General features: G+C 48.3%; 17 protein-coding genes, 1 tRNA gene and 1 rRNA gene. 10 read left to right on the top strand and 9 right to left on the bottom strand.

Translation table 11 applies throughout. The features are described 5' to 3' along the window. Positions 1-229: 229 nt before the first annotated feature. Together AC1HCU_RS04125 and AC1HCU_RS04120 are read right to left on the bottom strand one after the other, a co-directional pair. Positions 230-1760: ribosomal RNA gene (locus AC1HCU_RS04125) — 16S ribosomal RNA — on the bottom strand. A gap of 641 nt (positions 1761-2401) precedes the next feature. Continuing rightward, entirely contained in the window at positions 2402-3838 is a 1437-nt protein-coding gene (locus AC1HCU_RS04120; RefSeq protein ID WP_480369432.1) for a PDZ domain-containing protein, read from the bottom strand. Positions 3839-4050: 212 nt separating this feature from the next. Here AC1HCU_RS04120 and AC1HCU_RS04115 point away from each other — a divergent pair, with 212 nt between their 5' ends. The 4 genes from AC1HCU_RS04115 to hemH are packed head-to-tail and all read left to right on the top strand — an operon-like array spanning position 4051 to position 8583. Further along, a complete protein-coding gene (locus tag AC1HCU_RS04115) occupies positions 4051-4500 on the top strand; it encodes a NanQ anomerase/TabA/YiaL family protein (RefSeq protein ID WP_480369430.1) in 450 nt (149 codons plus the stop codon). A gap of 20 nt (positions 4501-4520) precedes the next feature. Beyond that, the gene (locus AC1HCU_RS04110; protein WP_480369427.1) at positions 4521-6536 is read left to right on the top strand and encodes an alpha amylase C-terminal domain-containing protein; all 2016 of its coding nucleotides are present in this window, start codon (positions 4521-4523) and stop codon (positions 6534-6536) included. Between the two features lie 17 nt (positions 6537-6553). Then, complete coding sequence (locus AC1HCU_RS04105) at positions 6554-7570, top strand: type I phosphomannose isomerase catalytic subunit (protein ID WP_480369425.1); 1017 nt, start codon at positions 6554-6556, stop codon at positions 7568-7570. Positions 7571-7617: 47 nt separating this feature from the next. Further along, on the top strand, positions 7618-8583 hold the full coding sequence (gene hemH / locus AC1HCU_RS04100) for a ferrochelatase (RefSeq protein WP_480369423.1): 966 nt from the start codon (positions 7618-7620) through the stop codon (positions 8581-8583). Positions 8584-8597: 14 nt separating this feature from the next. On the opposite strand, the gene AC1HCU_RS04095 is transcribed toward hemH, so the two are convergent. After that, a complete protein-coding gene (locus AC1HCU_RS04095; RefSeq protein WP_480369420.1) occupies positions 8598-9245 on the bottom strand; it encodes a response regulator transcription factor in 648 nt (215 codons plus the stop codon). A 100-nt stretch (positions 9246-9345) separates the two neighbouring features. Between AC1HCU_RS04095 and cysK the strand changes: the two genes are divergently transcribed. From cysK to AC1HCU_RS04075, 4 genes are all read left to right on the top strand, one after another. Then, a complete protein-coding gene (gene cysK, locus AC1HCU_RS04090) occupies positions 9346-10293 on the top strand; it encodes a cysteine synthase A (RefSeq protein WP_480369418.1) in 948 nt (315 codons plus the stop codon). 289 nt (positions 10294-10582) lie between these two features. Next, positions 10583-13798, top strand: a complete 3216-nt coding sequence (locus tag AC1HCU_RS04085) for a SusC/RagA family TonB-linked outer membrane protein (protein ID WP_480369415.1) — start codon at positions 10583-10585, stop codon at positions 13796-13798. 20 nt (positions 13799-13818) lie between these two features. Further along, a complete protein-coding gene (locus tag AC1HCU_RS04080; protein ID WP_480369412.1) occupies positions 13819-15396 on the top strand; it encodes a SusD/RagB family nutrient-binding outer membrane lipoprotein in 1578 nt (525 codons plus the stop codon). Positions 15397-15785: 389 nt separating this feature from the next. After that, a complete protein-coding gene (locus tag AC1HCU_RS04075) occupies positions 15786-17012 on the top strand; it encodes a TlpA disulfide reductase family protein (protein ID WP_480369409.1) in 1227 nt (408 codons plus the stop codon). Between the two features lie 76 nt (positions 17013-17088). On the opposite strand, the gene AC1HCU_RS04070 is transcribed toward AC1HCU_RS04075, so the two are convergent. Further along, entirely contained in the window at positions 17089-18306 is a 1218-nt protein-coding gene (locus AC1HCU_RS04070) for a trans-sulfuration enzyme family protein (protein ID WP_480369406.1), read from the bottom strand. Positions 18307-18500: 194 nt separating this feature from the next. On the opposite strand from AC1HCU_RS04070, the gene AC1HCU_RS04065 reads away from it, so the two are divergent. After that, positions 18501-21269 (top strand): TonB-dependent receptor, encoded by a 2769-nt coding sequence (locus AC1HCU_RS04065; protein WP_480369403.1) that lies wholly within the window; start codon positions 18501-18503, stop codon positions 21267-21269. Here AC1HCU_RS04065 and AC1HCU_RS04060 read toward each other — a convergent pair. The 4 genes from AC1HCU_RS04060 to AC1HCU_RS04045 all read right to left on the bottom strand — a co-directional run bounded on the left by AC1HCU_RS04060 (position 21266) and on the right by AC1HCU_RS04045 (position 25451). Continuing rightward, positions 21266-23326 carry a sulfatase-like hydrolase/transferase gene (locus AC1HCU_RS04060; protein ID WP_480369401.1) on the bottom strand — a complete coding sequence of 687 codons (2061 nt, stop codon included), beginning with the start codon at positions 23324-23326 and terminating at the stop codon, positions 21266-21268. The two genes, AC1HCU_RS04065 and AC1HCU_RS04060, sit on opposite strands and share 4 nt — an antisense overlap. Positions 23327-23557: 231 nt before the next feature. Beyond that, a complete protein-coding gene (locus AC1HCU_RS04055; protein ID WP_480369398.1) occupies positions 23558-24529 on the bottom strand; it encodes an HU domain-containing protein in 972 nt (323 codons plus the stop codon). A 53-nt stretch (positions 24530-24582) separates the two neighbouring features. Beyond that, positions 24583-25143 (bottom strand): crossover junction endodeoxyribonuclease RuvC, encoded by a 561-nt coding sequence (gene ruvC / locus AC1HCU_RS04050; RefSeq protein WP_480369396.1) that lies wholly within the window; start codon positions 25141-25143, stop codon positions 24583-24585. Next, positions 25143-25451, bottom strand: coding sequence for a DUF4286 family protein (locus AC1HCU_RS04045; RefSeq protein ID WP_480369393.1), 309 nt, complete (start codon positions 25449-25451; stop codon positions 25143-25145). The genes ruvC and AC1HCU_RS04045 overlap by 1 nt, the downstream gene beginning before the upstream one ends. A gap of 79 nt (positions 25452-25530) precedes the next feature. On the opposite strand from AC1HCU_RS04045, the gene AC1HCU_RS04040 reads away from it, so the two are divergent. Then, a tRNA-Ala gene (locus tag AC1HCU_RS04040) sits at positions 25531-25607 on the top strand. Between the two features lie 67 nt (positions 25608-25674). On the opposite strand, the gene AC1HCU_RS04035 is transcribed toward AC1HCU_RS04040, so the two are convergent. Continuing rightward, positions 25675-26010, bottom strand: a complete 336-nt coding sequence (locus tag AC1HCU_RS04035) for a zinc ribbon domain-containing protein YjdM (RefSeq protein WP_480369390.1) — start codon at positions 26008-26010, stop codon at positions 25675-25677. Positions 26011-26406: the final 396 nt, after the last annotated feature.

The raw sequence follows: 26406 nt of genomic DNA, 5'->3' as shown, positions 1-26406 counted from the left end.
TCCGCCTGAATGCAGGTTTATATCATCAATATACGTCTAAAGATCTTTTCTGGCAGCGGATACTTGTCGTATGGTACCGTTATCGAAAAAAATTGAAAAAAAATCGTGAACCGAAAGTGCATTCTGAAAAGAAATTCTCGTTACTTGTTCTTTTAATTCGTATGCAGCTTTCATTTTACTTGTTGCCCATTTCGGGCAATTGCCGGCCGTATGTAAGGCGTCTCTCCAGAAAGGAGGTGTTCCAGCCGCACCTTCCGGTACGGCTACCTTGTTACGACTTAGCCCCAGTCACCAGTTTTACCCTAGGTCGCTCCTTGACGGTTACGAACTTCAGGTACCCCCGGCTTCCATGGCTTGACGGGCGGTGTGTACAAGGCCCGGGAACGTATTCACCGCGCCGTGGCTGATGCGCGATTACTAGCGAATCCAGCTTCACGGAGTCGAGTTGCAGACTCCGATCCGAACTGAGAGTGGTTTTGGAGATTAGCATCATGTCGCCATGTAGCTGCCCTTTGTACCACCCATTGTAACACGTGTGTCGCCCCGGACGTAAGGGCCGTGCTGATTTGACGTCATCCCCACCTTCCTCGCATCTTACGATGGCAGTCTCATTAGAGTCCCCAGCTTGACCTGATGGTAACTAATGATGAGGGTTGCGCTCGTTATGGCACTTAAGCCGACACCTCACGGCACGAGCTGACGACAACCATGCAGCACCTACACATCTGCCCCGAGGGGAATAGGCGTCTCTGCCTACGTCAGATGCATTTCAAGCCCGGGTAAGGTTCCTCGCGTATCATCGAATTAAACCACATGTTCCTCCGCTTGTGCGGGCCCCCGTCAATTCCTTTGAGTTTCATTCTTGCGAACGTACTCCCCAGGTGGATTACTTAACGCTTTCGCTCAGCCGCTTACTGTATATCGCAAACAGCTAGTAATCATCGTTTACTGCGTGGACTACCAGGGTATCTAATCCTGTTTGATCCCCACGCCTTCGTGCCTGAGCGTCAGTAGTAGTTTAGTAAGCTGCCTGCGCAATCGGAGTTCCTCGTGATATCTATGCATTTCACCGCTACACCACAAATTCCGCCTACTTCATCTACACTCAAGGAAACCAGTTTCGAAGGCACTTTTACAGTTGAGCTGCAAAATTTCACCGCCGACTTAATCTCCCGCCTGCGCACCCTTTAAACCCAATAAATCCGGATAACGCTCGGATCCTCCGTATTACCGCGGCTGCTGGCACGGAGTTAGCCGATCCTTATTCGTAAGGTACATGCAAAATAGTACACGTACTACACTTTATTCCCTTACAAAAGAAGTTTACAACCCGTAGGGCCGTCTTCCTTCACGCGACGTGGCTGGTTCAGACTTGCGTCCATTGACCAATATTCCTCACTGCTGCCTCCCGTAGGAGTCTGGTCCGTGTCTCAGTACCAGTGTGGGGGATAAACCTCTCAGTTCCCCTATCCATCGTTGCCTTGGTGGGCCGTTACCTCACCAACTAGCTAATGGAACGCATGCTCATCTACAACCGATAAATCTTTAACAAATATTCCCATGCGGGACCCCTGTATTATAGGGTATTAGTCCGTTTTTCAACGGGTTATTCCCTTGTTGTAGGTAGATTGCATACGCGTTACTCACCCGTGCGCCGGTCGCCACCATCCGCATTGCTGCTTCATGTGATGCCCCTCGACTTGCATGTGTTAGGCCTATCGCTAGCGTTCATCCTGAGCCAGGATCAAACTCTTCATTGTAAATTTGTTTTTATATTTCCTTGAAACTGCCTTGTGGCCACCTCTAACGAGGTTAATCACCTTTCTCGAGCAACATTTCAAATAAAAACGTCCATACAAAAGAAGCAGTAATTGAAGATCCCTCAAAATTAACTCCCGGATTCACGATTTATTTTTTTTCCTGATAGTTGCTATCTCCAGGGCCGTGCCAGCTGCAAAAATATCTGCAAGCTGCATTTGTCCGGCATCAAGGAAATAGCTCCTTAAATCTTATTGAACGGGTACCAAATTGTTCCGTAATCTTACTTACAGAACCCTTGTATACTCTGCTTTGTCTTTTAAACGTATATGTAAAATTTCTAAAGATCTCCTTTTGCCTTCTCCGTTTCCCCGGGGGGTTCCTTCCAAAAGCGGGTGCAAAGATAGGGACTTTTTTTTAAATCCCAAAACTTTTTTGAAAAGTTTTTCTTTTTTTCTTTTCCGATTTTTTTGAGTGAGCTTATGGCTCTTTTATCATCTCCATGATAAACTCCTTTTTTCCGGAAAGGGCTACAAAGGTAGGAAATTTAATAGATATCCTCCAAATATTTTGCTCTTCTTTTTGAATATTTTTCTTCTTTTTTTTGACCCCGAAGAGGAATATATTCATAAACACGCGATTATCAGTTCACCATAATATGGGAGCTGGTGGTTATCCTGGGTGTGACAGCAAAGTTCATTGTTTCATCGCCTCTTTTTACTTCTATATTAATAGTCAGGGGCGTATTCCAATCGATGTACTGATTGAAATTGAACAAATAGGAGAATGCCGCCTTGTATCTGCGGTTATTGGAGAAAGATTCCGCGATTGCAGGATAATTTGCCACGTCCCAGAACATGCACTCCTTAAAACCGTTGGCGTCTGTATAACGGCTGTTTTTGTCACGCAGGTTCATTGTCTCGGCAATAAAACGGCGATATGATTCGGTAAGCGACTGAGAAGTATGGTTAAAACTCTGTCCCTGGATATTTGTCACCACGTCGCCCGGCATTATACCTGCCAGGGCAGCTGGTGAACCGGGATCAACCGAGATCACAGTCTTCAGGTCGTTCATGTTATAACCAATACCGGTATAATTATACTTGAGATATTTTACCTGATAGGTTCCATAAGAGCGGTTACCCGCATAAGGAAATTTCAACAACACGAGCGGTAGATTCATCTCCAGATAGTCCGCGAGATCATAGTGACTGCTCAGCCGCTCCTTCACTTCACCTTCCCATATAAGGGTCATTCCGCCGGCTTCAACAAACTTGCGATCATAGAAACGGTATCCGAAGTCAAGGTTGTAAGCGACATCGTCAACACGTACCGCTTCGGAGGGATCGTACAATGGCACCTTCACGGTACGGTGATTTCGTGTATCGAACCGCCATACCGGCTGATAACTTCCATAAGTGGCCGATCCGGGCTTATATAAAGGATTATTCTGGTAACTGTAAAAAGTCTGAATAATAAAGTCGGGGTCACCGGGATCATACTGCAAACCCATTGCAGTGAGTGCACGAATAAATATGGCGTTGATACGTTCATCAAGCGCCCGTGTACTTTCATCTGTCGGAGCAAAGTCAAACGTGCGATAATTATGGAATAGCGCCTCTTCATTTATCTTCGTTTTCACCGGCATCAGGAAACGACGGTCCTGCACATCTTCCAGGCTGTAAAAAGCAAAGACCGGCGCAAGCTGTGCTTCGGTAATGGCGTTTCGTTGCCGGCAATCTTTGGCAACGGTCATCTCCTTGAAAGAATGAGTAAAATTGCGGACTGCAAGGGTCATCCCATCCTCCTGCAGGTCAAACCAGGACCGTACGGTGCCATATGATTTCAGATAGGTGCCGTTTTTATTGACAGAGAGAATAATATCTTTTAGTTGCAACCCTGCCATCTCTGCAGGTGACCCGGGAGTAATGCCGGTCACTACCGGTTCCTTGTATCCCCAGCTCTTGTCGTCGCTTATCTCAAACGTAAAACCCAAGCTGCATGTTGTTGTCTCATTTTGTGCCATCAGATTTCCTGTCAGGAAAATCGCAATCAATAATATATACGGTACCCGTTGCATTGTGTTATTTCTATAATTAACTTAAGGCACAAAGATATATTTTTTTTCTGTTTTTGCATTTATCCTGCCATCATAAAATGCAGCGCACCGAAGGAGTGTCAATGGAATTATCCATACCTGGTTTTAATATATCCGCCGAACTGGTATTTATTTTTTCTGAAATCCATATTTTCCTTATCTTTGTCCTGTTTGATCACACAAAAAATATCACTATGATTGTTGACAATCTCGCGAATGCAGCCAACTACTTTAGCCTGCATCCTCTTTTCGAAAAAGCTTTTGAATATATCCGCCAGCTCAACATGAAACTGGCTCCCTCAGGGTCGTTTGAAATTGAAGGTAGACAGCTCAGGGCCTCCATCGTGGAAACGACACTCAAGGCGGCAGATGACGCACGGCTGGAGACACATAAAAAGTTTATCGATATACAGATACCGATTACAAAGGCAGAGATATTCGGTTGGAAATCACTCTCCACGCTTACCGCATCCGATGCCGGTTACGACGAAGCCAACGACATTGAGTTCTATGCCGATAAACCATCGGCAATGGTGACTGTACAGCCGGGTGAGTTTGTGATCTTCTCTCCCGAAGACGGCCATGCCCCACTCATCGGAGAAGGGCCAACCAAAAAGATTATCATCAAAGTAGCGGTGTTGTAAACCATTCATGCCGATCCATCATGCTCGACATTCTCAAAAACGATCCGTGGCTCAGGCCTCATGCACAAGCAGTGGAAGGACGCCACGCTTACTACGAGAAAAGGCTGGACCATCTTACACAGGGTGGCAGCATCACATTGTCGGACTTTGCGACCGGCTATCTCTACTTCGGCCTTCACAAGACACCCGAAGGATGGATATTTCGCGAGTGGGCTCCTCGTGCCACCGAGATATTCCTGGTGGGTACCTTTAACGAGTGGCAACACCTGGAGCTGTATCGTCTACGGAAAATGGAGAACGGCATCTGGGAAGTCAGGATACCCCGTGAGCATATTCATCACGGCGACCTCTACAAGCTTCACGTGCGCTGGAAGGGCGGCTACGGTGAACGCATCCCTGCCTGGAGCAGGCGGGTGGTACAGGACAATAATACCTACATATTCTCCGCACAGGTGTGGGAGCCGGAAAACAAATATCAGTTCAGACATGCCCATTTCAAACCCGATACCGCTCCCCTTCTCATTTATGAAACACATGTCGGAATGTCTGCAGAAGAAGAAAGAGTAGGTACCTACAATGAGTTTCGCGAAAACATACTACCACGTGTAAAGGAGAATGGCTACAACGCCATACAGATCATGGCCATCCAGGAACATCCCTACTACGGATCATTCGGGTACCATGTTTCCAGCTTCTTTGCCCCCTCCTCTAGAAGCGGGACACCGGATGAGCTGAAGGCGCTGATCGACACGGCCCACGACATGGGCATTGCCGTGATCATGGATATCGTACATTCCCATGCCGTAAAGAACGAAGCTGAAGGGATTGCACGAATCGACGGTTCCTTCGATCTCTATTTCCACAGCGACCCCGAACGTAGAAACCACAAGGCGTGGGATTCGCTCTGCTTCGACTACGGTAAGGATGAGGTGCTTCATTTCCTGCTTTCAAACTGTAAATACTGGCTGGAGGAATATAAATTCGATGGCTTTCGGTTCGATGGTGTCACTTCCATGATCTACCTGAGCCACGGCCTGGAGGAATCGTTCAGCAACTATAGCGACTACTACAACGCCCGGCAGGATGGTGATGCCATCTGTTACCTTACTCTTGCCAACAAGCTCATCCATGAGGTGAACCCGCATGCCCTGACCATTGCCGAGGAAGTAAGCGGAATGCCCGGACTGACAGTCAAGCCGGAAGGCGGAGGCTATGGGTTCGACTACCGGATGGCCATGAACATTCCCGACTTCTGGATCAAAACCATCAAGGAAAAGAAAGACGAAGAGTGGCATCCGAGTGCAATATGGTGGGAGCTAACCAACCGGCGCGCCGACGAGAAGACCATCTCCTATGCAGAGAGCCACGATCAGGCACTGGTGGGTGACAAGACCATCATCTTCCGGTTGATAGATGCTGACATGTACTGGTTCATGTCGAAGTGGACCAGCAGTTCCCTACGGGTAGACCGCGGAATAGCCCTGCACAAGATGATCCGTCTGGTGACAGCTACCACCATCAATGGTGGTTACCTCAATTTCATGGGTAACGAGTTTGGTCATCCCGAGTGGATCGATTTTCCCCGTGAAGGAAATAACTGGTCCTATAAATACGCACGCCGGCAGTGGCATCTGGCCGATGATTCCAATCTGAAATATCATTATCTGGGTGATTTCGACAAAGCCATGATCGCCCTCATCCGGTCGGTTCCTTCCTTTCAGTCCACTCCCTTGGTAAAGGTATGGGATAAGGACGATGACAGCATACTCGCTTATATGCGTAACAATCTGCTCTTTGTCTACAACTTTCATCCGCAGGAGTCCTATTGCGATTACGGGATACTGGTACCCCAGGGTGAATACAAGATCATGCTTGATACCGACCGCCCCGAGTTTGGCGGTTACGGGTTAAACGACGTCAACCTTCCTCATTTCACACAATACGACCCGCTTTACGCACCGTACAACAAAGGATGGTTGAAACTCTATCTGCCTGCACGTGCTGCATTCGTAATGAAAATAAAAGAATCCCAATAAAAAAGCTATTTCACAATATGACATACAACAATCAAGAAATCAAATATTCATTGTACCCGTTTAAATTTCAACCCATCCTTAAGCCGGTCATCTGGGGTGGGTCGGAGATAAGCCATTTCAAAGGAATCGAGCCGGTACAGGAAGGCATCGGCGAGAGCTGGGAAATATCGGGTGTGAAAAATAACCTGTCCGTTGTTGCCAACGGCTCCCTTGCAGGCACCACGCTTGAAGAACTCATTGCAGAAGCCAAGGATGGCCTTGTAGGCAAGGAAGTGTATCAAAAGTTCGGGAATACTTTCCCACTGCTCATCAAATTTATCGATGCGCGTGATGATCTTTCCATTCAGGTTCACCCCGATGACAAGCTGGCAGGTGAGAGACACCGTTCTTTCGGAAAAACGGAGATGTGGTACGTGATCAAAGCCGCTCCCGGCGCATTTCTCTATTCCGGTTTTGAGAAACAAATAAGCCCGGAAGAATATGTGGAAACGGTACAAAACAACACCTTTACCCACACACTCAAAAGATATGAGGTACAGGAAGGGGATGTTTTTTTCCTGCCGGCGGGAAGAGTCCACGCCATCGGTGCAGGATGCTTCATCGCGGAGATCCAGCAGACCTCCGACATTACTTACCGCATTTATGACTACAACCGGAAGGACGCCACAGGCAAAAGTCGCGAGCTCCACACCGAATTGGCAAAAGACGCAATCGACTATATCGTACATGACTCATATAAAACAATTTATGATAGAAATATAAACCATCCCGTCAGATTGGCCACCTGCCCATATTTTACTACCCATCTGCTTGAAATGGAGCAGGAAGTACCCATGATCCGTTCATATGTCGATCTCGATTCGTTCGTAATTTACATCTGCATGGGCGGGCAGTGCACTGTCAGGGACGATAAAGGCAACGTGGAAACAATCCGCCAGGGAGAGTCGATGCTCATTCCCGCCCGCACCTGCTCAGTCACCCTCGTCCCGGCTGAATCAACCAAAATACTCGAAACCTTTGTCACACAAAGTTGAAAATTAAAAAACGTTGAAAGCTGGCCACTGATAACTGATAACTGAATATGAGAGGCATATTATTAATCAATGCGGGTACGCCTGCGAGCAGGAGCAAGGCCGATGTAAAAAAATTCATCGGAGACATGCTTTCGGACCCCCTTGTGACCGGGAAGCCCGAATGGTGGTCCAGATTTCTCGCTACGCAGGTCATCGCCCCCCTCTCCTCCTCCGGATCAGCGGAAAAGTACGCACAAGTATGGCGCAGCGAGGAACCTGAAATATCGCCCTTATTGTATCACATGCAGCGACTCTCCGGGGAGTTGGAATCCAGGAAAGGACTCCCAGTTGAAATAGCCATGCGTTACGGAGAGCCCGACATTATGGGGGCTTTCAAAAAGCTGGAAGAGAGATGTCCACTTCTGCACGAGGTGATCGTCTTTCCCCTTTATCCTCATTTTGCACAGTCCACCACCCAGACCGCCATTGAAGCTATCGGCCGCATATTTTACCGTCACCCCCACTCTTTCCGGCTAAAGTTCGTAGAGCCCTATTACAACCATCCCGCCTTTATTAACGCACTCGCATCGCTGGCAAGACCCTATCTGGAAGATATAGACCGGCTGGTATTCAGCTACCACAGTCTTCCGGTCTCACAGGTGGAGGAAGCCTGGAAAAGGGGAAAAGAGTATGATTACGTATATCAGGTGAAGGAGACCAACCGTCTTATATGTGAAAAGGCAGGCTTCGATCCCCATCACACCCTGCTCTTTTACGCATCGCAGAGAGGAAACAATTGGCTGAAGCCATTCCTGAATAAAGATATCGCCGACCTGCCCGGACTTGGCTGGAAGAAGGTGGCGGTAATTGCTCCAGGCTTTCCGGTAGACAATATGGAGACGTTGTTCGACATTGATATCGAAGCAAGGAGACTTTTCATGGAGGCGGGTGGTGAAAAATTTGTCTTTATTCCTTCGTTAAACCATAGTGAGGCCTGGATGGAAGCCATCTGGAAGATCATTGAACGGCTCTGAGAGCAGAAATATCTTTATATATAGTATTCCATCAGATCAATTAGTCCCGCCTGCAGCGCGTAACGTGTAGCCTCATTCACGCTGTTGACCTGCAGCTTGCGGTATATATTCCGCCGGTGTGCATTCACCGTGTGAAAGCTTAAATTCTTTTCCGTGGCAATCTCCTTTGTTGTCTTGCCCAACGCAATCTCATGAAGGATCCTTTTTTCGGATACCGTCAGGGTATCGGTTACTTTCGCAGAAGGCACACCCGACCTCATCACAGATTCGGCATAGTCGCACCAGTATACCTCTCCCACTGCTACGCATTGCAATGCCTCTGTCAGCTGTGACCTTGTATTGTTCTTCAGTGCTACGCTGAAGGTGGAATCGGCCATCAGTAACTGTCGCAGGAAGTGCTCACCGGGTTCATCGGAAAAGAGGAGCCAAACCGACTGCCTTGCACCACTTTTGATGTTGAGCAGGTGGCTGACGGAAGAAAAATCGAACAGGGAATAATCGATCACCACCACCGCCTGGGGATGATTCCGCAATTCTTCAAGCAGTTTCCTGTAATTTCCTGCCTCCACCACATGACTATGCGGATCTGCCACTTTCAGGAACGAACGTAACCCTTCACGCGTGACATCCTGATTATCTGCTAAAATATAGACGTTTACCACCCTGAATTTCTTTTATGGGTACAAAAATAACACAATTGTGCTATTTCAGACCCCAAAAACTACCCTTATCTTTGTCCCAAAATCATTAAAGTAAAAGAAAATGACAAAAATTGCAGAAAATCTGACCCAATTGGTCGGCAATACCCCTCTACTTAAACTCCATAATTTTGGAGAGGCCGAGGGAGCTGTCGCCCACCTAGTAGTGAAACTGGAGAGTTATAACCCTCTGGGGAGTGTGAAAGACCGTATTGCACTCGCCATGGTGGAGGATGCCGAACAGAAGGGCACCCTTAGTGAGGGTTCTGTACTCATTGAACCCACCAGCGGCAATACAGGCATAGGACTTGCCTTTGTCTCTGCTATCAAAAAATACAGGCTTATTCTCACAATGCCCGAGACCATGAGTATCGAAAGGAGAAACCTGTTGAAGGCACTGGGTGCCGAACTGGTACTCACACCCGGCGGCGAGGGGATGAAGGGAGCCATTGCCAAAGCAAAACAACTGCAGTCTGAGATACCCAATGCGGTGATCCTTCAACAGTTTGAGAATCAGTCGAACCCGCAGATCCATTACGATACCACCGGTGAAGAGGTATGGCGCGACACCGATGGTAAGGTGGACATCTTCGTCAGCGGCGTAGGCACGGGAGGTACCGTGAGCGGCGCCGGAAAGAGGCTGAAGGAACTGAATCCCGCCATACAGGTGGTCGCAGTGGAGCCCACCGACTCCCCCGTGCTCTCCGGTGGAAACCCCGGTCCGCACAAGATCCAGGGCATTGGTGCCGGTTTCATACCGGGAACTTACGATGCCTCTGTGGTAGACCGTGTGTTCACTGTGAGCAACGACGATGCCATCCGCACAAGCAGAAAACTCGCCAAGGGGGAAGGCCTCCTGGTGGGTATCTCATCGGGGGCCGCCGCATTTGCTGCACTACAGCTGGCAAAAGAACCTGAAAATGCCGGTAAAACTATTGTGGCAATCCTTCCCGACACAGGAGAGCGTTACCTCTCCACGGTATTGTATGCCTTTGATGAATATCCCCTCTAAGTAAATAAATTCAAAGCGATGAACCCTGTTTTTAACACCCTGCAGACCCTGATGAAGATGTCGCCGGCCAGTCGGATGACAATGGCCATGTGCTGTCGCCGTCACAAACATCAGCCACTTCTGTACGTCTGAAACAGATCCGGGTATTCATAAACCGAAGCGGCTGATCTTGTGAATCAGTCGCTTTTTTTTATCCATTTCACAACAAAACAGAGAAGATACAAATTTAATAATACACCGGATGTAAGGGTACAAAGTCTGAATCCGGTACAGATCAAATTTATAACATATGAAATTCATTTTATTTAAAAGACAGCACATCACCCTGCTTCTGCTGCTTCAGTGCTTCCTCCCGGGCATCATTGCACAGGGTACAGGACAAATCACGGTTTCGGGCAAAGTTACCGACAGCCGTAATCTGCCACTCATTGGCGTTACCATTGTGGATACAAATAACGGCTCCAGGGGTACCGTCTCAGATATAGAGGGAAACTATAGCCTAAGCGTGCCGGCGGGGACCACCCTCATCTTCTCCTACATCGGATACGAGAACCAATCAGTTCAAGTATCCCGTCCCGGTAGCTACCCCGTCACGTTATACGAGGGAACCACTGCATTGAATGAGGTGGTAATCACCTCACTGAATATTCCACGCGAGAAGAAGGCACTCGGCTACGCGGTACAGAATGTTACTTCTGATGCTTTCGGAGCACGTCCCACAAACCCCATGAGTGCCCTCTCCGGTAAAATTGCCGGACTGCAGGTTATATCAGGCGGAAGCAATCTGGGAGGTTCCTCACGTATCACCCTGCGTGGCATCAACTCCATCACAGGAAATAACCAGCCCCTTTATGTGATAGACGGGGTACCGCTTGACAACAGTGACCTGAACAGCTCCACTACCATCCACGGCAGCGCGGGAAAGGATGTGGGAAGCACCATCCAGGATATCAATCCCGATGATATTGCCGGCGTAAACGTGCTGAAAGGGCCCTCTGCTGCAGCACTCTACGGATCACGGGCCGCCAATGGTGTCATCCTCATCACCACGAAGAAGGGTCGTGCGGGCGACGAGGGCGACCTGAAGATCGAGCTCAACAGCGGACTGGAGTTTGAGAAGGTGGTACGTCTTCCAGAACGGCAAAGGCTCTATGGCGGCGGCTACAATTCCACCTTCAGCACGGCAGTCATTAACGGTACTACCTACAACATACCCGAGTATGCCGGCGATGAGAGCTGGGGACCCAGGCTCGACGGCACACCCGTGCTGCACTGGTACAACCTCGACCCCGAATATCCGGCAGATTACCTGAATCCGGAACCCTGGGTCTACCCTGAACACGACGTCAACTATTTCTTCCGTACCGGTGTCGCCAGCACCCACAATATCGCCCTGTCTAAGTCGGCCGCCCACTCGGCCTTCCGGGTATCCTTCACCAACAAAAACGTGACGGGCACCATTCCCAACTCATCGCTCGGAAAAAACAGCATCAACATCTCAGGAAATGCCACCGGAAAACTGCTCTCCTTCTTTGCCAATGCCAACTATGTGAAGACCTCCTCCACAGGACGTCCCTGGACGGGAGCATCCAACCGAAACATCATTCTCGAAGCCTATCAGTGGGGGCAGGTACAAGTAGACTACAAACGCCTAAGTGAATATAAACGTCCTGACGGTACACCCCGCGCCTGGAACCGTACCGGATACCAGAACAGGGTGACCGACGAAAAGACGAAGTACATCGACAACCCCTACTGGTCGGCCTACGAAAGTTACCTCAGTGAAGACCGCAACAGGCTCTACGGAAATGCCGGCATCACCCTCACCCCCACGGGCTGGTTGTCGGTCACGGGACGTATCAATGCCGACATCTACGATTACGACTTCCAGGACAGGATCGCCTACAATTCCCGTTCCCAGTCGATGTACCAGGAGTACAACCAGAAGTATGAGGAGTTTAACTACGAGCTGCTGGCTACCGCCAACCGCACCTGGAACAACCATTCCCTCGTGGCCAACCTGGGTGGCAACTTTCTGGAACGCAACCGCCGCATCAGCGACATATCCACATCGGGAGGACTCATCATCCCCAACTACTACAGTCTCAACAACGCTACCTCTACCCTCATCAACCCCGCTACGGGCATCTACAGAAAGCAACTCTCCTCCGTGTACGGAAGTGTTTCCTACGGATGGCGCAGCACCGTCTATCTCGACGGTACCTTCCGCAATGACTGGTCGTCGACACTGCCGGTGACACACAACTCCTACTTTTATCCTTCCGTCACCTCCTCGGTCATCCTGAGCGAGCTGGACGGTCTGCGCAATCACGACTGGCTCTCATTTGCCAAGATACGCCTCGGTTGGGCACAGGTGGGCAACGACACCGACCCCTATCAACTCTATAAGGTGTATCAGGCAGTGAATGCCATCAACGGGAAGAGTGCCTACACCCTACCCGACCAGTTGAACAACCTGAACCTGAAGCCCGAGATCACCTCCTCCGTGGAGGCCGGCCTGCAGCTGCAGCTCTTTCGCGACCTGATCGACCTCGACCTCACCTGGTACAACAACAGCAGCCGCAACCAGATCATCTCGCTGCCTACCTCCGATGCCTTCGGATACTCATCGAAGCTGATCAACGCGGGAGAGATCAACAACAGGGGATTTGAGGTGGTACTCGGCATCAACCCGATACGACGACGCGATCTCGACTGGAACACCACAATCAATTTTTCCAGGAACCGAAACAAGATCATTCGACTCTCCGATGCCGTCAGCAGCCTCAACCTCAGCACCTCGCTGGTTACCCTCACTGCACAGGAGGGCGAAGGTTACGGGCAGCTTTACGGATACGACTTCGTCTATGCACCGGAAGGACAAAAAGTTGTCGGCCCCGACGGGCTCTACCTGCGCACCCAGCAGCTGGTACCTCTCGGCAGTGTGTTGCCTGACTATCTCTGGAGCTTCCAGAATGGTCTTCGCTACAAGAATATACGCTTTAACTTCCTGATTGACTCCCGTGTGGGAGGCAAGTTCTTCTCCCAGACCTACAAGGTGGCCATGTATTCAGGCATCCTGCCCGAGACGGCTGCAGATGGCATCCGCGAGAATGGCATCGTCTCTGAGGGAGTGACCGGAGATGTCAGTTTTCATCCCGACGGAAGCTATACCGTCACCAACACGGCTGAGAACACAAAGCTGGTCACCGCCCAGGCCTGGTCGCGCAACCATTACAACGGGCCCACCGCCTTCAGCATCTTCGATGCCACCTTCATTAAACTTCGTGAACTGTCGCTGGGATATGACTTTCCCCTGTCGGACAACAAAGTCGTCAAAGGCATTGGCGCCTCGGTATATGGAAGGAACCTCTTCTACCTCTACCGGGAAAGCAAGACCATTGATCCCGAGCTTACCAACAGCAGCGGTAACGTGCAGGGCATCGAGGGAGGTAACATGCCCACCCCGGCCTCTTTCGGCATCAATGTAAATATCAGATTCTAACAGAATAAAATTAAAAAGCTATGAAACGAGCCATTCATCATTTATTTCAATATAACTACTTTGGCGGAAGAGTACAGATCACCGCACTGTCGCTCTCGCTGGTTTTCGCATTCACCTCCTGCATCGATGAGGAGCTGAACATAGATCCCAACCGTCCCTCTGCCGTACAAACCCCTTCGCTGATCGTCACGGCAGAAAAACACCTGCTAGACAATATCCGGAGTGAGTCCGCCTCCCTTCGCAGCTCCGGGCTTTTCATCCAGCAGCTGAGTCAGGTAACCTACACATCCCAGTCGCGTTACGATATCCCCTTCAGCTATTCCGACAACGTGTGGAATGGCCTCTATGAGGTGGCCAACAACCTGCAGGAGATCATTACGCTCAACAGCAACCCCGCTACAAAAGACCTGGTCACAGCCAGCGGTGCCGGCCTCAATGCCACGCAGATAGCCATCAGCCGAGTTCTCAAGTCGGTTGCCTTCTCTGCGCTAACCGACATTTTCGGTGATGTGCCCTACCACTCCCATGGTAGTAACGATGCCGACTTTCAGGCATTACAACAGAATCCCGACAACATCACGCCCAAATATGCACCGCAAGCAAAGATCTATGCCGACATCCTGAACGAACTGAAGCAGGCCGGAGATACGTTGCTACGCTATTCTTCGGAAAACACTTTTGGTAGCTCCGACATTATTTACGGTGGGAGCAACCTGAAATGGGCCAAATTTGCCAACTCGCTGCGGCTTCGTTTTGCCACCCGACTGAAAGCGAAGGATCCCCAATTATATGAGACTCATTTCTCCGACGCGCTGGCCAAGGGTGTCTTTACCGGCAATGCCGACAATGCAGTATACACTTATGCTAGTGCTTCACCCAATGAGGCACCCTACTACCGGGCCACCGTGACCGCCAACCGGCGCGACTTTGCGATCTCCCGCCCCTTCATTAACCTGCTGAAAGGCGAAAATCCCCAGCTCCCTATAGCTGATCCGCGTCTGAGCAGGTATGCCGCCCTGAACGGTGCCGGTGTTTATGCCGGACTTCCCTACGGGCTGACTGAAGCCCAGGCAGGAAATTTTCCCGCTACTGCCGTAAGTCTCCCCGGTGCGACCTACAGTGCTCCCAACTACGGCGAGGTACTGATGGAATATGCAGAGGTAGCCTTTTTGCTTGCCGAATACAACAACTGGCGTCAGAACGATTACGAGGCAGGAGTACTGGCTTCCCTTTCCAAGTGGGGTATCTCCGGGACCGAAGCTGCAGATTACGTGTCGGCACTTCCTCCTGCCAGTCAGCAAAATGTGCTGAATCAGAAATATATTGCCCTGTTCGGACAGTTCCTTGAGGGATGGAGTGATTACCGCCGCACCGGTTTTCCAAACTTTCTGATCAAGCGTGGTGACACGGTATTCACCGGCACCATCAATGGTGAGCAGGTCACCTACACCTTTAATCCTCTCTTCGGTGACGGTGGTGTACCCTCCCGTCTCTATTATCCAGTGAAGGAACAGTCTGTGAATCTTGAAAATTATCAGGCTGCCGTCGCTACCCAGGGGAATGACGTGATTGAAACCAAATTGTGGGTGTTCAAATAATAAAAGTGCGTTATATTTGCAGTATCGTTGGTTGTAACTCATGTTTCGCTGACTGTGTTTTTTGCAACCAATTCATCGACTGTCAATGCTTTGTGACCCATTATCGCTCTCATGAGCTAAAAGAGGAGAACTATTTCGTAAGCTATATGAGCAGAAGACAAGCTTGCTTGGGTTATGCCATAGCGAGAAATAGTCTAACTTTAGTGAACTCGCTTCGTTCGGACAACTCCTCTTTTTACGCTCAATTCGAGCGATGGGTCCCCACAAAAACATTTAAAGGTCTCTGTCTTGGTTGCAAAAAATGGATTAGACACCTGGAATAAAGCAACTGTTGGTTTCAAAAGATTATTGATTTACAAATAATTAAGTATAGACAAAACAACATCAATATGAAGAATTTGCGATTTTTATTTCTCCTACTACTACTGGCAGGCCTTGGCTCCTGCACGAAAAAAGAAGAATTAAAGGAAGGTACATGGCGTGGTGAACTCGCGTTGGCGAGCGGTCGCACGGCTCCATTCCTGTTTGAGGTGAAGAGGCAGGATACCGACTCTGCCACCTTCATCCTGATCAACGGCGAAGAACGGGTAGAGTTGTCCGGCGTCACATTTCATGGAGACACGCTCATTGTTCCCATTTTGGCTTATGATGCTGTTCTCCGGGGATTTGTCGCGGACGACCGTATTGAGGGAAAGTTCATCAAGAATTATATCGAAGACGATCCCGGTATACCCTTTACCGCAGTATACGGCGTAAAAGAACGTTTTACTCCTGCTCTACAACCCACCACAAGGAAGATCGACGGCAAGTGGGACGTGCTCTTCGTGGGTGAATCCGGAGACACTACCCGCAATGTAGGCATCTTCAAAAGCGACGGAAACATTGTCTCCGGCTCCATACTGACCAACTCGGGCGACCTTCGCTTTCTGGAAGGTGCCTATACCGGTGAGGGCGTACAGCTTTCCGCTTTTGGCGGACTGAGTCCGTACTATATTGATCTCACCTTTACCGCAGACACCCTTTTCGGGGGTACCTTTCACACCACCCGGGGCATCACGGAGCTTCAGGGCACGAAGAACGATGCGGCGGCGCTGGCCGATGCCTACTCACTGGCCGGTCTCAAACCGGGATATGAAACACTCAGTTTCTCCCTGCCCGATCTTGAAGGAAATACCGTTTCCCTCAGTGATGAGCGCTATAAAGGCAAAGTGGTGATTGTGTCGATACTGGGAAGCTGGTGTCCCAACTGTCTCGATGAGATGGCGTTTCTGGCACCATGGTATGAAGAGAACAAAGAAAGAGGTGTGGAGATCCTCGGCATCTCCTTTGAACGGAAAAACGACGAAGCCTATGCCAGGAAAGCCATTAGCCAGCTGAGAAAGCGTTACAACACCGGTTACCCCATCCTCTTTGGCGGAGCAGTCGGCAAGGAAAACGTAGCGGGTGCGCTGCCCGAGCTGGATAACTTCTCCAGTTATCCCACCACCCTCTTTATTGATAAACTGGGCAAGGTACGCACCATTCATACAGGTTTCAACGGACCGGCCACAGGCCTCTTTTACGAAGAATTTATCAAAGAGTTCAACGTTTTGGTTAACAACCTATTGGGAGAATAAATCTGAAAGCTAAACTTCCAAACCGCTGCCCGGAAAAGACTTTCACTAACAACACTGAAAGCCGGACCACTAAAATCTAAAACATATCGTTCATCAAATCATCCACACTCTCCAGTCCTACCGACAGGCGGAGTGTGGTTTCTTTTATGCCCATGGCGGCACGTTGTTCTGGAGTGAAGGTACCATAGATGGTACTCGCAGGGTGAATGATGAGCGTACGGTTATCAAAGAGGTTTGTGGCACGGCGAATCAGCTGGAGTCTGTTCATGAAGCCATAACATCGATCTCTCGAATCCAGGTCGAACGTCAGCATCGCCCCCGGACATGTTCCAAACTGTCTTTTGCCCACCTCATAATAAGGATTGTCAGGCAATCCCGGATAGTTGACCGACACCACGCCGGGCATTGGTATTAATCTCTCTGCAAGCTCCTGACAACCTGCTGATTGTCGCTCGTATCGAACCTGCAGTGTTTCCAGTCCGAGTGACTGCATGTAAGCCACCTCCGGTGTCATGTAAGCCCCCAGGTTACGGTGTATTTCCTTACGCAGCTTGAAATGGAAGGCCGATGTCTTGGTATCGGCAAATGGTTTCAGTTTGGGTGAGTGTGACCAGTTGAACTTTCCGTAATCGATGATTAGCCCCCCCAGGCTAGTCCCTCCACCCGAGATATATTTGGTACTCGATATCACATCTATGTCGATACCAAAGTCCGATGCATGAAACGTGCTGAAGGGAATGATAGTGGTGTCTGCTATGAGTGGAACATTTCTCTCGTGCGCCACAGCGGACAGTGTCAGCAGGTCTGCCACCTCCATCTGCGGATTTGTGATCACCTCCACAAAAACACCGCAAGTGTTCCCGTCAACGCAGGTTGCCACCTCCTCTGCATTTGTCAGGTCACAGAAGCGTACTTCCACGCCAAAGGCTCCCAATGTATTTACGAAGAAGGAGTATGTATTTCCAAAAAGGTGACGCGACGTCACCAGGTTGCATCCGCTCCATGCAAGAGTAAAAAAAGTGTTGCTGATGGCAGCCATGCCTGAGTTGAGTGCTGTTACCCCATGAGCTCCGGTCGCCGCCTTCACCCGTTCTTCGAAGTACTGCACGGTTGGGTTTGTTACCCGTGAGTAGGTATGTTCACCTGTACGTCCGCAGAAAGCGGCCTCCATCTCTTCGGCCGTCTCAAATTCATAAGCCAGCGCGTGATATACCGGCATTGAGAGGGCGCCATATGCATCGTTTTTCGGATAGGGTAGTCCCAGTAGCCTTGTTTCGTATTTTATTTCTTTCATTTCTTTGATATTTGGCGCCGTAATAATCACTGACAATCTTTTTTCATGTGCAAATGTAATCAGTTTCCCGATTTATTCACCCTGTTCATCGATGAAAAAATGCGGTTTATCTATTCTGCTTGAAACCCGCCGGCATTATTTCTATCTTTGCAGCGGAGGTGTGTAGTTCATTTTCAACTTTTTTCAATAAACTAATGAAGAAGACATTTTTCCTTTTGCTGCTACTGCCCCTGATAACATCTATTCAGGCGCAAACCACCATGGGAACCATCTCAGGAAAGATTATCGATAAGAATACCGGGGAAGTGGTTCCTGCAGCCACCATTCGCATACTCACCCCTGAGGACAGCGTACTTGTCACCGGTGCCTCTTCCACAGGAGAAGGAACTTTTCTGATTCCAGTAAGACATGGCAATTACATTGCCCAAGTCTCTTTTGTGGGTTACACCCCCTACTTTCTGGAGTTCACGCTCTCCTCCTCTCAACCGACAGTGCGTCTCGACACCATTGCCTTGCAGGAACAAACCATCTTGCTCGATGAAGCGGTGATCACTGCAACAGCAGCTGAAATTCAGGTCCGGGGCGACACGGTGGAGTACAACGCCTCCACCTATAAGGTAACAGGGATGGCTGTGGTTGAAGATCTACTGAAGCAGATGACCGGTGTGGAGATCGATCAGAATGGCGTTATCAAAGTACAGGGGAAGGAAATAAAAAAGATATTTGTCGATGGCAAGGAGTTCTTCAGCGATGATCCAAAGATTGCCTCCAAAAACCTGCCTGCCAGGATGGTCGAGAAACTGCAGATCATCGACAATAAGTCGGAAATGGAAAAAATGACCGGTTTCGATGACGGAGAGGAAGAGATGATTATCAATCTCACCGTCCGTCCCGACATGAAGAAGGGGACCTTCGGCAATGCCTTTGCCGGATACGGCAGTCAGGAGCGCTACGAACTGAATGCCCTGGTCAATCGCATGCGCAACGATGAGCAGATGACCTTCACGGGTGGTATCAACAACACCAATAATGCCGGTGTCTCCGACCTGGGATCAGCAAACGGACGCAGTAGCGGAAGAACAAGGAGTGGTGGCGGAAACGGCATCAACACGGCAGCCAACAGCGGTTTCAACTTCAGCAAGGAGGTATCGGAAAAACTGGAGGTGGGTGGTAACATCCGTTACGGCAACAACCGGTCAGAATCACTCTCGAAGGTATACACCCAGAACCTGTTGAGTAAGGGTGACACCTATGAGGATCAGGACAACCGTTCTCACAGCCTTGATGAAAGTCTGAACATGGATGTACGTCTAGAGTGGAAGCCCGACTCCATGACCACACTCGTTTTCCGTCCTACCCTCGGCTTCAGCAGCAGCGAAGACATAGAGACTGATCTGTTCTCCACAACGCGCGTTGCGGGTGATACAGTCAATTACGGAAATGCCGACTACAATTCGCACGGAAACGGGAATAATGTCAGCGGCAACCTTAACCTCCACCGTCGTCTTGGGAAACGCGGCCGAAGCATCAATGTGGGGTTCAATATCCGCTCCAATAATTCGGAGAACAAAGCAACGAACATTTCCAACACTTACTATACCGGAAAGCGTGTCGACGATCTGCTCAACCAGCGTATTACCAACACCAACAGCGGATCGAACCTGAGCGGTAACTTTTCGTATGTGGAGCCGCTGGGAAAACGAAATTTCCTTCAGCTTTCCTATAACTACCGGCAGGGGGCATCCAAATCGGACAAAGACACACGCACCCGTGATGAGGAAGGGAACTACACCGTCTTTGATAAAAAGTACAGCAAGTTGAACGACAACAATTCTGTGAACCAGGATGCCGGGATCAGTTTCCGGTCGCGAAGTGAAAAATACAATTACAACGTGGGCTTCAGTGTCTATCCGACCTCTTCAAAAAGAAAAACCTATGTCGGTGATTCGCTCATCAGTGATATTTCACAAAATGTAACCAACTATTCCCCCAATGCGCAATTCAACTACTATTGGTCGCGGCAGAGGAACTTACGCTTCACCTACACGGGGAGCACCGATCAACCCACCGTGAATCAGATTTCGCCTGTTGTGGATGTAAGCAATCCGCTGAACATCACCTACGGAAATCCCGATCTCAAGCCTGAGTTTATGCATCGCATGAGTGCCCGCTACCATAACTCTAAACCACAGGAGAACCGTTTTCAGATGATTATCGGCAGTTTCAATTATACGCTGAATGCAATTGTCACCTCCCGTTTTACCGATCCCGAGACGGGGCGAAAGGAGAATACTTTCAGGAATGTGAAGGGCAATTGGAACGGAGACCTCCGTTTAATCGTTTCACAACCGCTTTTCACCAAAAAATTCACTTTCTCAAGCTCCTCCTATGCCAGCTACAGAGTCAACAACGGCTTTTCCAACAATGAGGAGAACATCAGCAGGCAGACCAACCTTTCTGAAAACCTGAGTTTCAATTATAACTCGTCAAAGTTCCAGTTTTCAGTCAGGGGCAACATTTCCTACAACAAGGTAAACAACAGTATGGAAGGACAGCAGGACAGGGAATATTTCAATTACGGGAGCTCGGCCTACACTACCATTTATCTTCCGTTCGACATAAGCTTTCAGAGCGACATCCGCTACTCTACCAACTCAGGTTACTCAGATGGCTTTAAACAGAATGAAACCCTCTGGAATGCCTCCATTGAAAAACAGATATTGAAACAAAAAAACGGTCTTATCCGGGTGAAGGTATATGATATTTTACAACAACGAAGCAATATTCGCAGGAATGTTTCATCCAATTTTATTCGTGACACTACGACCAATACCCTAACGAGCTATTTCATTGTTCACTTTGTATATCGCTTCAATGTATTTAATGGCAAGTCATCCCGCCGCGATGAACAACCCCGCCGCAATGAACATAAGGGAAGCAGCAAAGGAGGCCGGACTTCTTAATAAAAATTTTCGTCTGTCAAAGCCCTCTTCGAAAAGTTGTCGCTGCTCCAGTCTAGGGAGAGTTGCAGATTTTGCGAATTTTTCAAAACTGTCAGTTTGAAAGGATGTAATCCCGCTTTCAACTTAATTTTTCCAATTCTCTCCGAACCCGCCTGATAGTTGTAATCCGCATCAATTACGGACGCATCATGAATTTTTAAAAAGGCCTTTCCGTTTGTGGTTAGGTAAAATGAGTACTCGTCGTCTGCAGCCACTTTAATAGTTCCTTCATAAGTGATTACGCCTTTTTTTGAATTCCTGATATTAAATTCATTATTTACTGGCTTCTGCCCCATGTCCGAAGGGGTAAGATCATATGTTTGAGGAACCCACAAGTACTCTCCTGCATATTCTTTCCATATGATACCTTTTTCATTGACAACTTCTTTTAATGAAGGTACAAATTCTTTGTCGTATGGCCTTTCTGCTCCCTCATCCGGCATTCGCAATTGCAATACCCGGTCTTTCATTTGTTGTTGCAACCGAGGCATTGATGGTGCCAGATTTTTCGTTTCCTTGGCATCTTTAGACACATCAAAAATTTCGAAATCATCGGAGTGATCTTTTATATCATACCGTACCCCAAGATAATTCCCCAACCTTAACATCTGCATCTGTCCACGCGTTTTCCTTCTGCGATAGGTTTCAAAATCGCTATAGTCGGGAGTTTTGCCATCATTAAAATATTCAATATACACTGTGGAAGGTTGTTGTTTGCCAGTCTTTAAAAGTGAGGGCAGCAAAGAAACGCCATCCGACCTGACTGGAGCTTTGTGACCTGCTGCAGCCAGAAAGGTGGCAAGCCAATTCGATGACATGGATGGTGTATCAACAGTGATACCCCTCTTTATTTTTCCGGTCCATTGCACAAAGGTAGGTACTCTTACCCCCCCTTCCCACACATCTCTTTTAATTCCATCAAATGGGCCATAGCCTCTGAAAAATTCCGGTGAATAATTTTCTTTTAAATAAGACTCCTGTGAAGGCCCATTGTCGGAAGTAAATACAATTAAAGTATTTCTGTCAATACCAAGGTCTTTCAAAAGCTGCAATATATCACCTACTTGGGCATCCAGCCTTTCCACTACGGTTGCGTATCTTTTATACACATCCGGCCATGGTTTTTCTGGTGTCATTGGGTTGCCATCGTCATCGTATGTTTTATTTACAAAACTCGTAGATATCCACGAATCAATGTCCCCCGATGCCGTGTTGATCATATGGCCCTTTTCTCCCAACCACCGGAGTCCGCCTTTTAAACCGCTTCCTTTTGGATAGGCCTGCGTGGGCAGCTCTATGACAGCATGGGGCGTATCATAGGCAAGATACATAAAGAAGGGCTTGTTTTTTTGTGTTTTGTTATGGTCTATGATCCATTGTTTTGCCTTGGCCGTAAATAAATCTCCGGTATAACATTTATCAAGATCATCAGTCACCACCGTATTGTTCTCATACACCTCTTTACTTTTGCGATATAATCCTTCCTTGGGATAATGCTCGTGGCCGTCGCTGTGGCGAATATAACCATAATAATAGTCAAAACCTCTTTTTAAAGGATGTGCCGGCCAGCCAGTGTCGGTTCTCACTTTTCCCTGAAGGCCCCATTTGCCAATTGCCACAGTGGCATAGCCGACATTTTTCAATGTGTTTGCCATATTGTAGTTGTCCTCAAGTTCTCTGTCAAACTGATTGTCACGCACTATAGAATGACCTTGTGTCACGCCGCTTAACAAAGACGAACGGGAAGAAACACTGACGGGGGCATTACAATAGGAGTTTGAAAGAATAGCCCCCTGTGCCGCCATCTTATCAATGGATGGCGTTAACATATGGGGCAGGTTTTGTTTCTTTCTTTGACTTTGATAAAGGATGCCCACATCGCCATAACCGAGATCATCGACCAGAATAAAGAGAATGTTAGGTTTTTCTTCCGCGGGCTTCTGTTTTATATTTGCCGCCAGAATGGTATAGTTAAGAATAAATATAACCGCATAAAGTAGTACAGACCTTTTATACATGATATAAATTTTTAAAAGTACAAAAATTGCTCCGATGCTCTTCAATTGTAAGAGCATGGTGTCAATGTGAACCTGGTCAACTATCTGTTGTTCTCAGGGTTAAAATAATGAAATTAGAAATCGGGGAAACGGAACCTGTCCATGGGCGGCACCACTCTCTTCCTGTACCGGTATAACTCATACGCCCAGTAGAGTAAAAATCCTGTGACGATATTGCATTTCAGTGACATATTATTTTCTTTTTAGAATCCATGCATCGGCATGCGATGGATATTTTTTGTGTACTTCCCTTAAAAAGGCAGCAGCTTCAGTTTCGTCGGTAAAAGATGCGGCAAATACATCGATACGTCCCGAACGTTTCAGGCTGCCAGCCTGTGTAAATCCTTCATTCGCAAGTGTTTCCATCATCTTTTGTGCTACATCGGGCAACTCGTAAACACCCATCACCACGTAAAAACGGGGGACGGCAACGGATACCTGTCGGGATGCATCCGGAGTAACAGCACCCGTTGCAGTCTCCGTAGCCGGTTGTGTCGGCAAAACGTCCGGCCCGGCGATTGTCTGGCTATTCGTTACATCCCTTTCACTGACGCGTATCTCTGCCGGCTTGTTACCGAACAGCGATGTTTCTGTGATCATTTTGGCCAGTTGATGACCGTTGTGGGTGTCGCTCACCGGGAGAAGAATCAAGAGTAGCAGGATGGCCACAGCAGCTGCCACACTAACACCCCGGGCATATGTTCTCTTCCCTGGTTGAGTCTGCTTCACGGTCGCTGTGTCTGTCTGCATCTGCAGGAGTGGCCTGAGCGAAGCCCTGGTCAGTCCGAACAGGGCAGGTCGTACAAAATCGGCCGGTACATAGGTGAATCGATCCTCATCGCCCCGGGTGAATGTGCCCAGCTTACCCATATCTACATGATGCATTTCCTGTAACTGGTGTTTCAACTCCTCTACCCCTTTTTCGATGCGTAGCATGGCTGCATCAAACATCAACTGTTCGCTTTTCATGTATGACTGCGCCAGGAGACCATCGTTGTGTGTGAGGTCACGATTGAACACCAGCTCGCATGCAGGCGCGTGAAATGTTGCGATACCATCTCTGCGGGAAGGTATCGTATTGACCACGAAGCCGCCAAAGCCGGGAATGATCACGCAGTTGTGCTCATGCAGCAGAAATTCTATGTGCGAAATCATTTCATTCATAGGGCAAAGTTAAAAAAGATCGGGGGTAAATCGCAAGAAAAAGGATTTTTTTTTTATTTCCTCACTTTATCCTGATGCCGGTTGGCAAAATCTTTCCAGTCTTTATATTTCACATCACCGGTAGTGAGGCCCGATTGATAGAAATGGCATAATGCCGCCGCCAGTCCGTCCGAAGCATCCAGCTGGGGCAGCATGTTCTCGTCGGGAATATGCAGAATCTTCTGCAACATGTATGCCACCTGTTCCTTGGCTGCCCTGCCGTTACCCGTGATGGCCATCTTTATTTTCAGCGGTGCATATTCAAATATAGGTATATCGCGCGAAATGGCTGCGGCCATGGCTACCCCCTGTGCACGCCCCAGCTTGAGCATGCTCTGTACATTCTTACCAAAGAAAGGCGCTTCTATGGCTAGCTCATCGGGGAGAAATTCCTCAATCAGGCCAATCACGCGTGCATATATTCTGGCCAGCTTCAGGTAATGATCACCATACTTTCCCAGTTGCATCACCCCCATAGCCATCAGCGAAGGTTTGTTATCCAACACACGGAGAATACCGTAGCCCATCACCTGTGTGCCCGGGTCAATCCCCATGATAATTCGTTCTTTCTGCATCAGTACTCTATTGTCTGCATGATGGTAGAAAAACCGATCAGTTTCTCCTTAAATTTCTCCAGTAGCGGTGCATAAATCGCCTGACTCTCATCGGCATTCCAGCGTTCCAGTGTCACAATATCAGCTGCGATAAATTCCATCGCGTAGGAGTGTCCCTCGTCCTCTTCCTTTCCGAATACACGCGCCAGCCGTGGCGACATAAGCAGTCCGCTTTTTGTGCTCATCGGGATAAAGTACTGCAACATGTATTCTACAAAATCTTCCTGTATTTCTTTTTCCACATGAAAAGTGGTGTTGAAAACAATCATATGGGACAATTTTTAGTTTTCTGTTCTGTTTTTATTGCAAATATAAACAAAATCTCTATCTTTGCACCACGAAAATCACGGGGGATTAGCTCAGCTGGCTAGAGCGTTTGACTGGCAGTCAAAAGGTCATCGGTTCGACTCCGATATTCTCCACCAAAAAGGGAACTCCACATCAGGGTTCCTTTTTTACTGATTTTGACTTATAGTCAGAAATCCGGTCTCTTTATTTCTTTAGAAAGTCTGTCATAAGAAATAGGGTTTGTCCCTCAATCCGCACCTGAACGTGCGTGGGGTCATCGCTTGAGAGTCTGATACCGCGTGCGCGTGTACCGCGTTTCACGACCATGGATGAGCCTTTCACTCTCAAATCTTTTATCACGGTTACATCATCCCCGTCAAAAAGTTCGTTCCCATTACTATCCAATACTTTTACCGATTCTGTGGCGGCTTCCATATCTTCCGGTGTCCATTCGTGAAAACATTCCGTACAGTGAAACAGGGAACCGTCGGAATAAGTCACGGTGCTTCGGCATTTAATGCATGTAGGAGCTTGTGTCATGTAAATTTCATTTGGTCGCCCAAAGATAAGGCTCCAAACGCACTATTCAAAATATATACGATTAAGGATTGTCATATGTGTTTGTCGAGTCTCTCCTGTAACCATTTTTAATTGTACTTGTCCCTGAACTCTCCAGCTCTTCCCTAATCTCACCAATTATTTTTTCTGTGGCATGATATTAAAATTACATGGTTTATTCCTTTATGTATACTATATTGATTCGCTTTTCACTTCGAATTCCTTGATCATGGTAAGATTGTCACCGTTGATGACAGCACAATTTGAATTCAATATTTTTCATTGGTTTTGTGACTCCCAGCGAAGCGAGTTTCATATGAGATACATTTGAAATTTTTCGATAAATGAATTTAGAGGCAAAGCTTGTTTTGACTATGC

The sequence above is a fragment of the Proteiniphilum sp. LBM24028 genome, assembly GCF_056629195.1.
The sequence above is the reverse complement of the archived record's forward strand: the minus strand, read 5'-3'. Positions and strand labels throughout refer to the sequence as shown.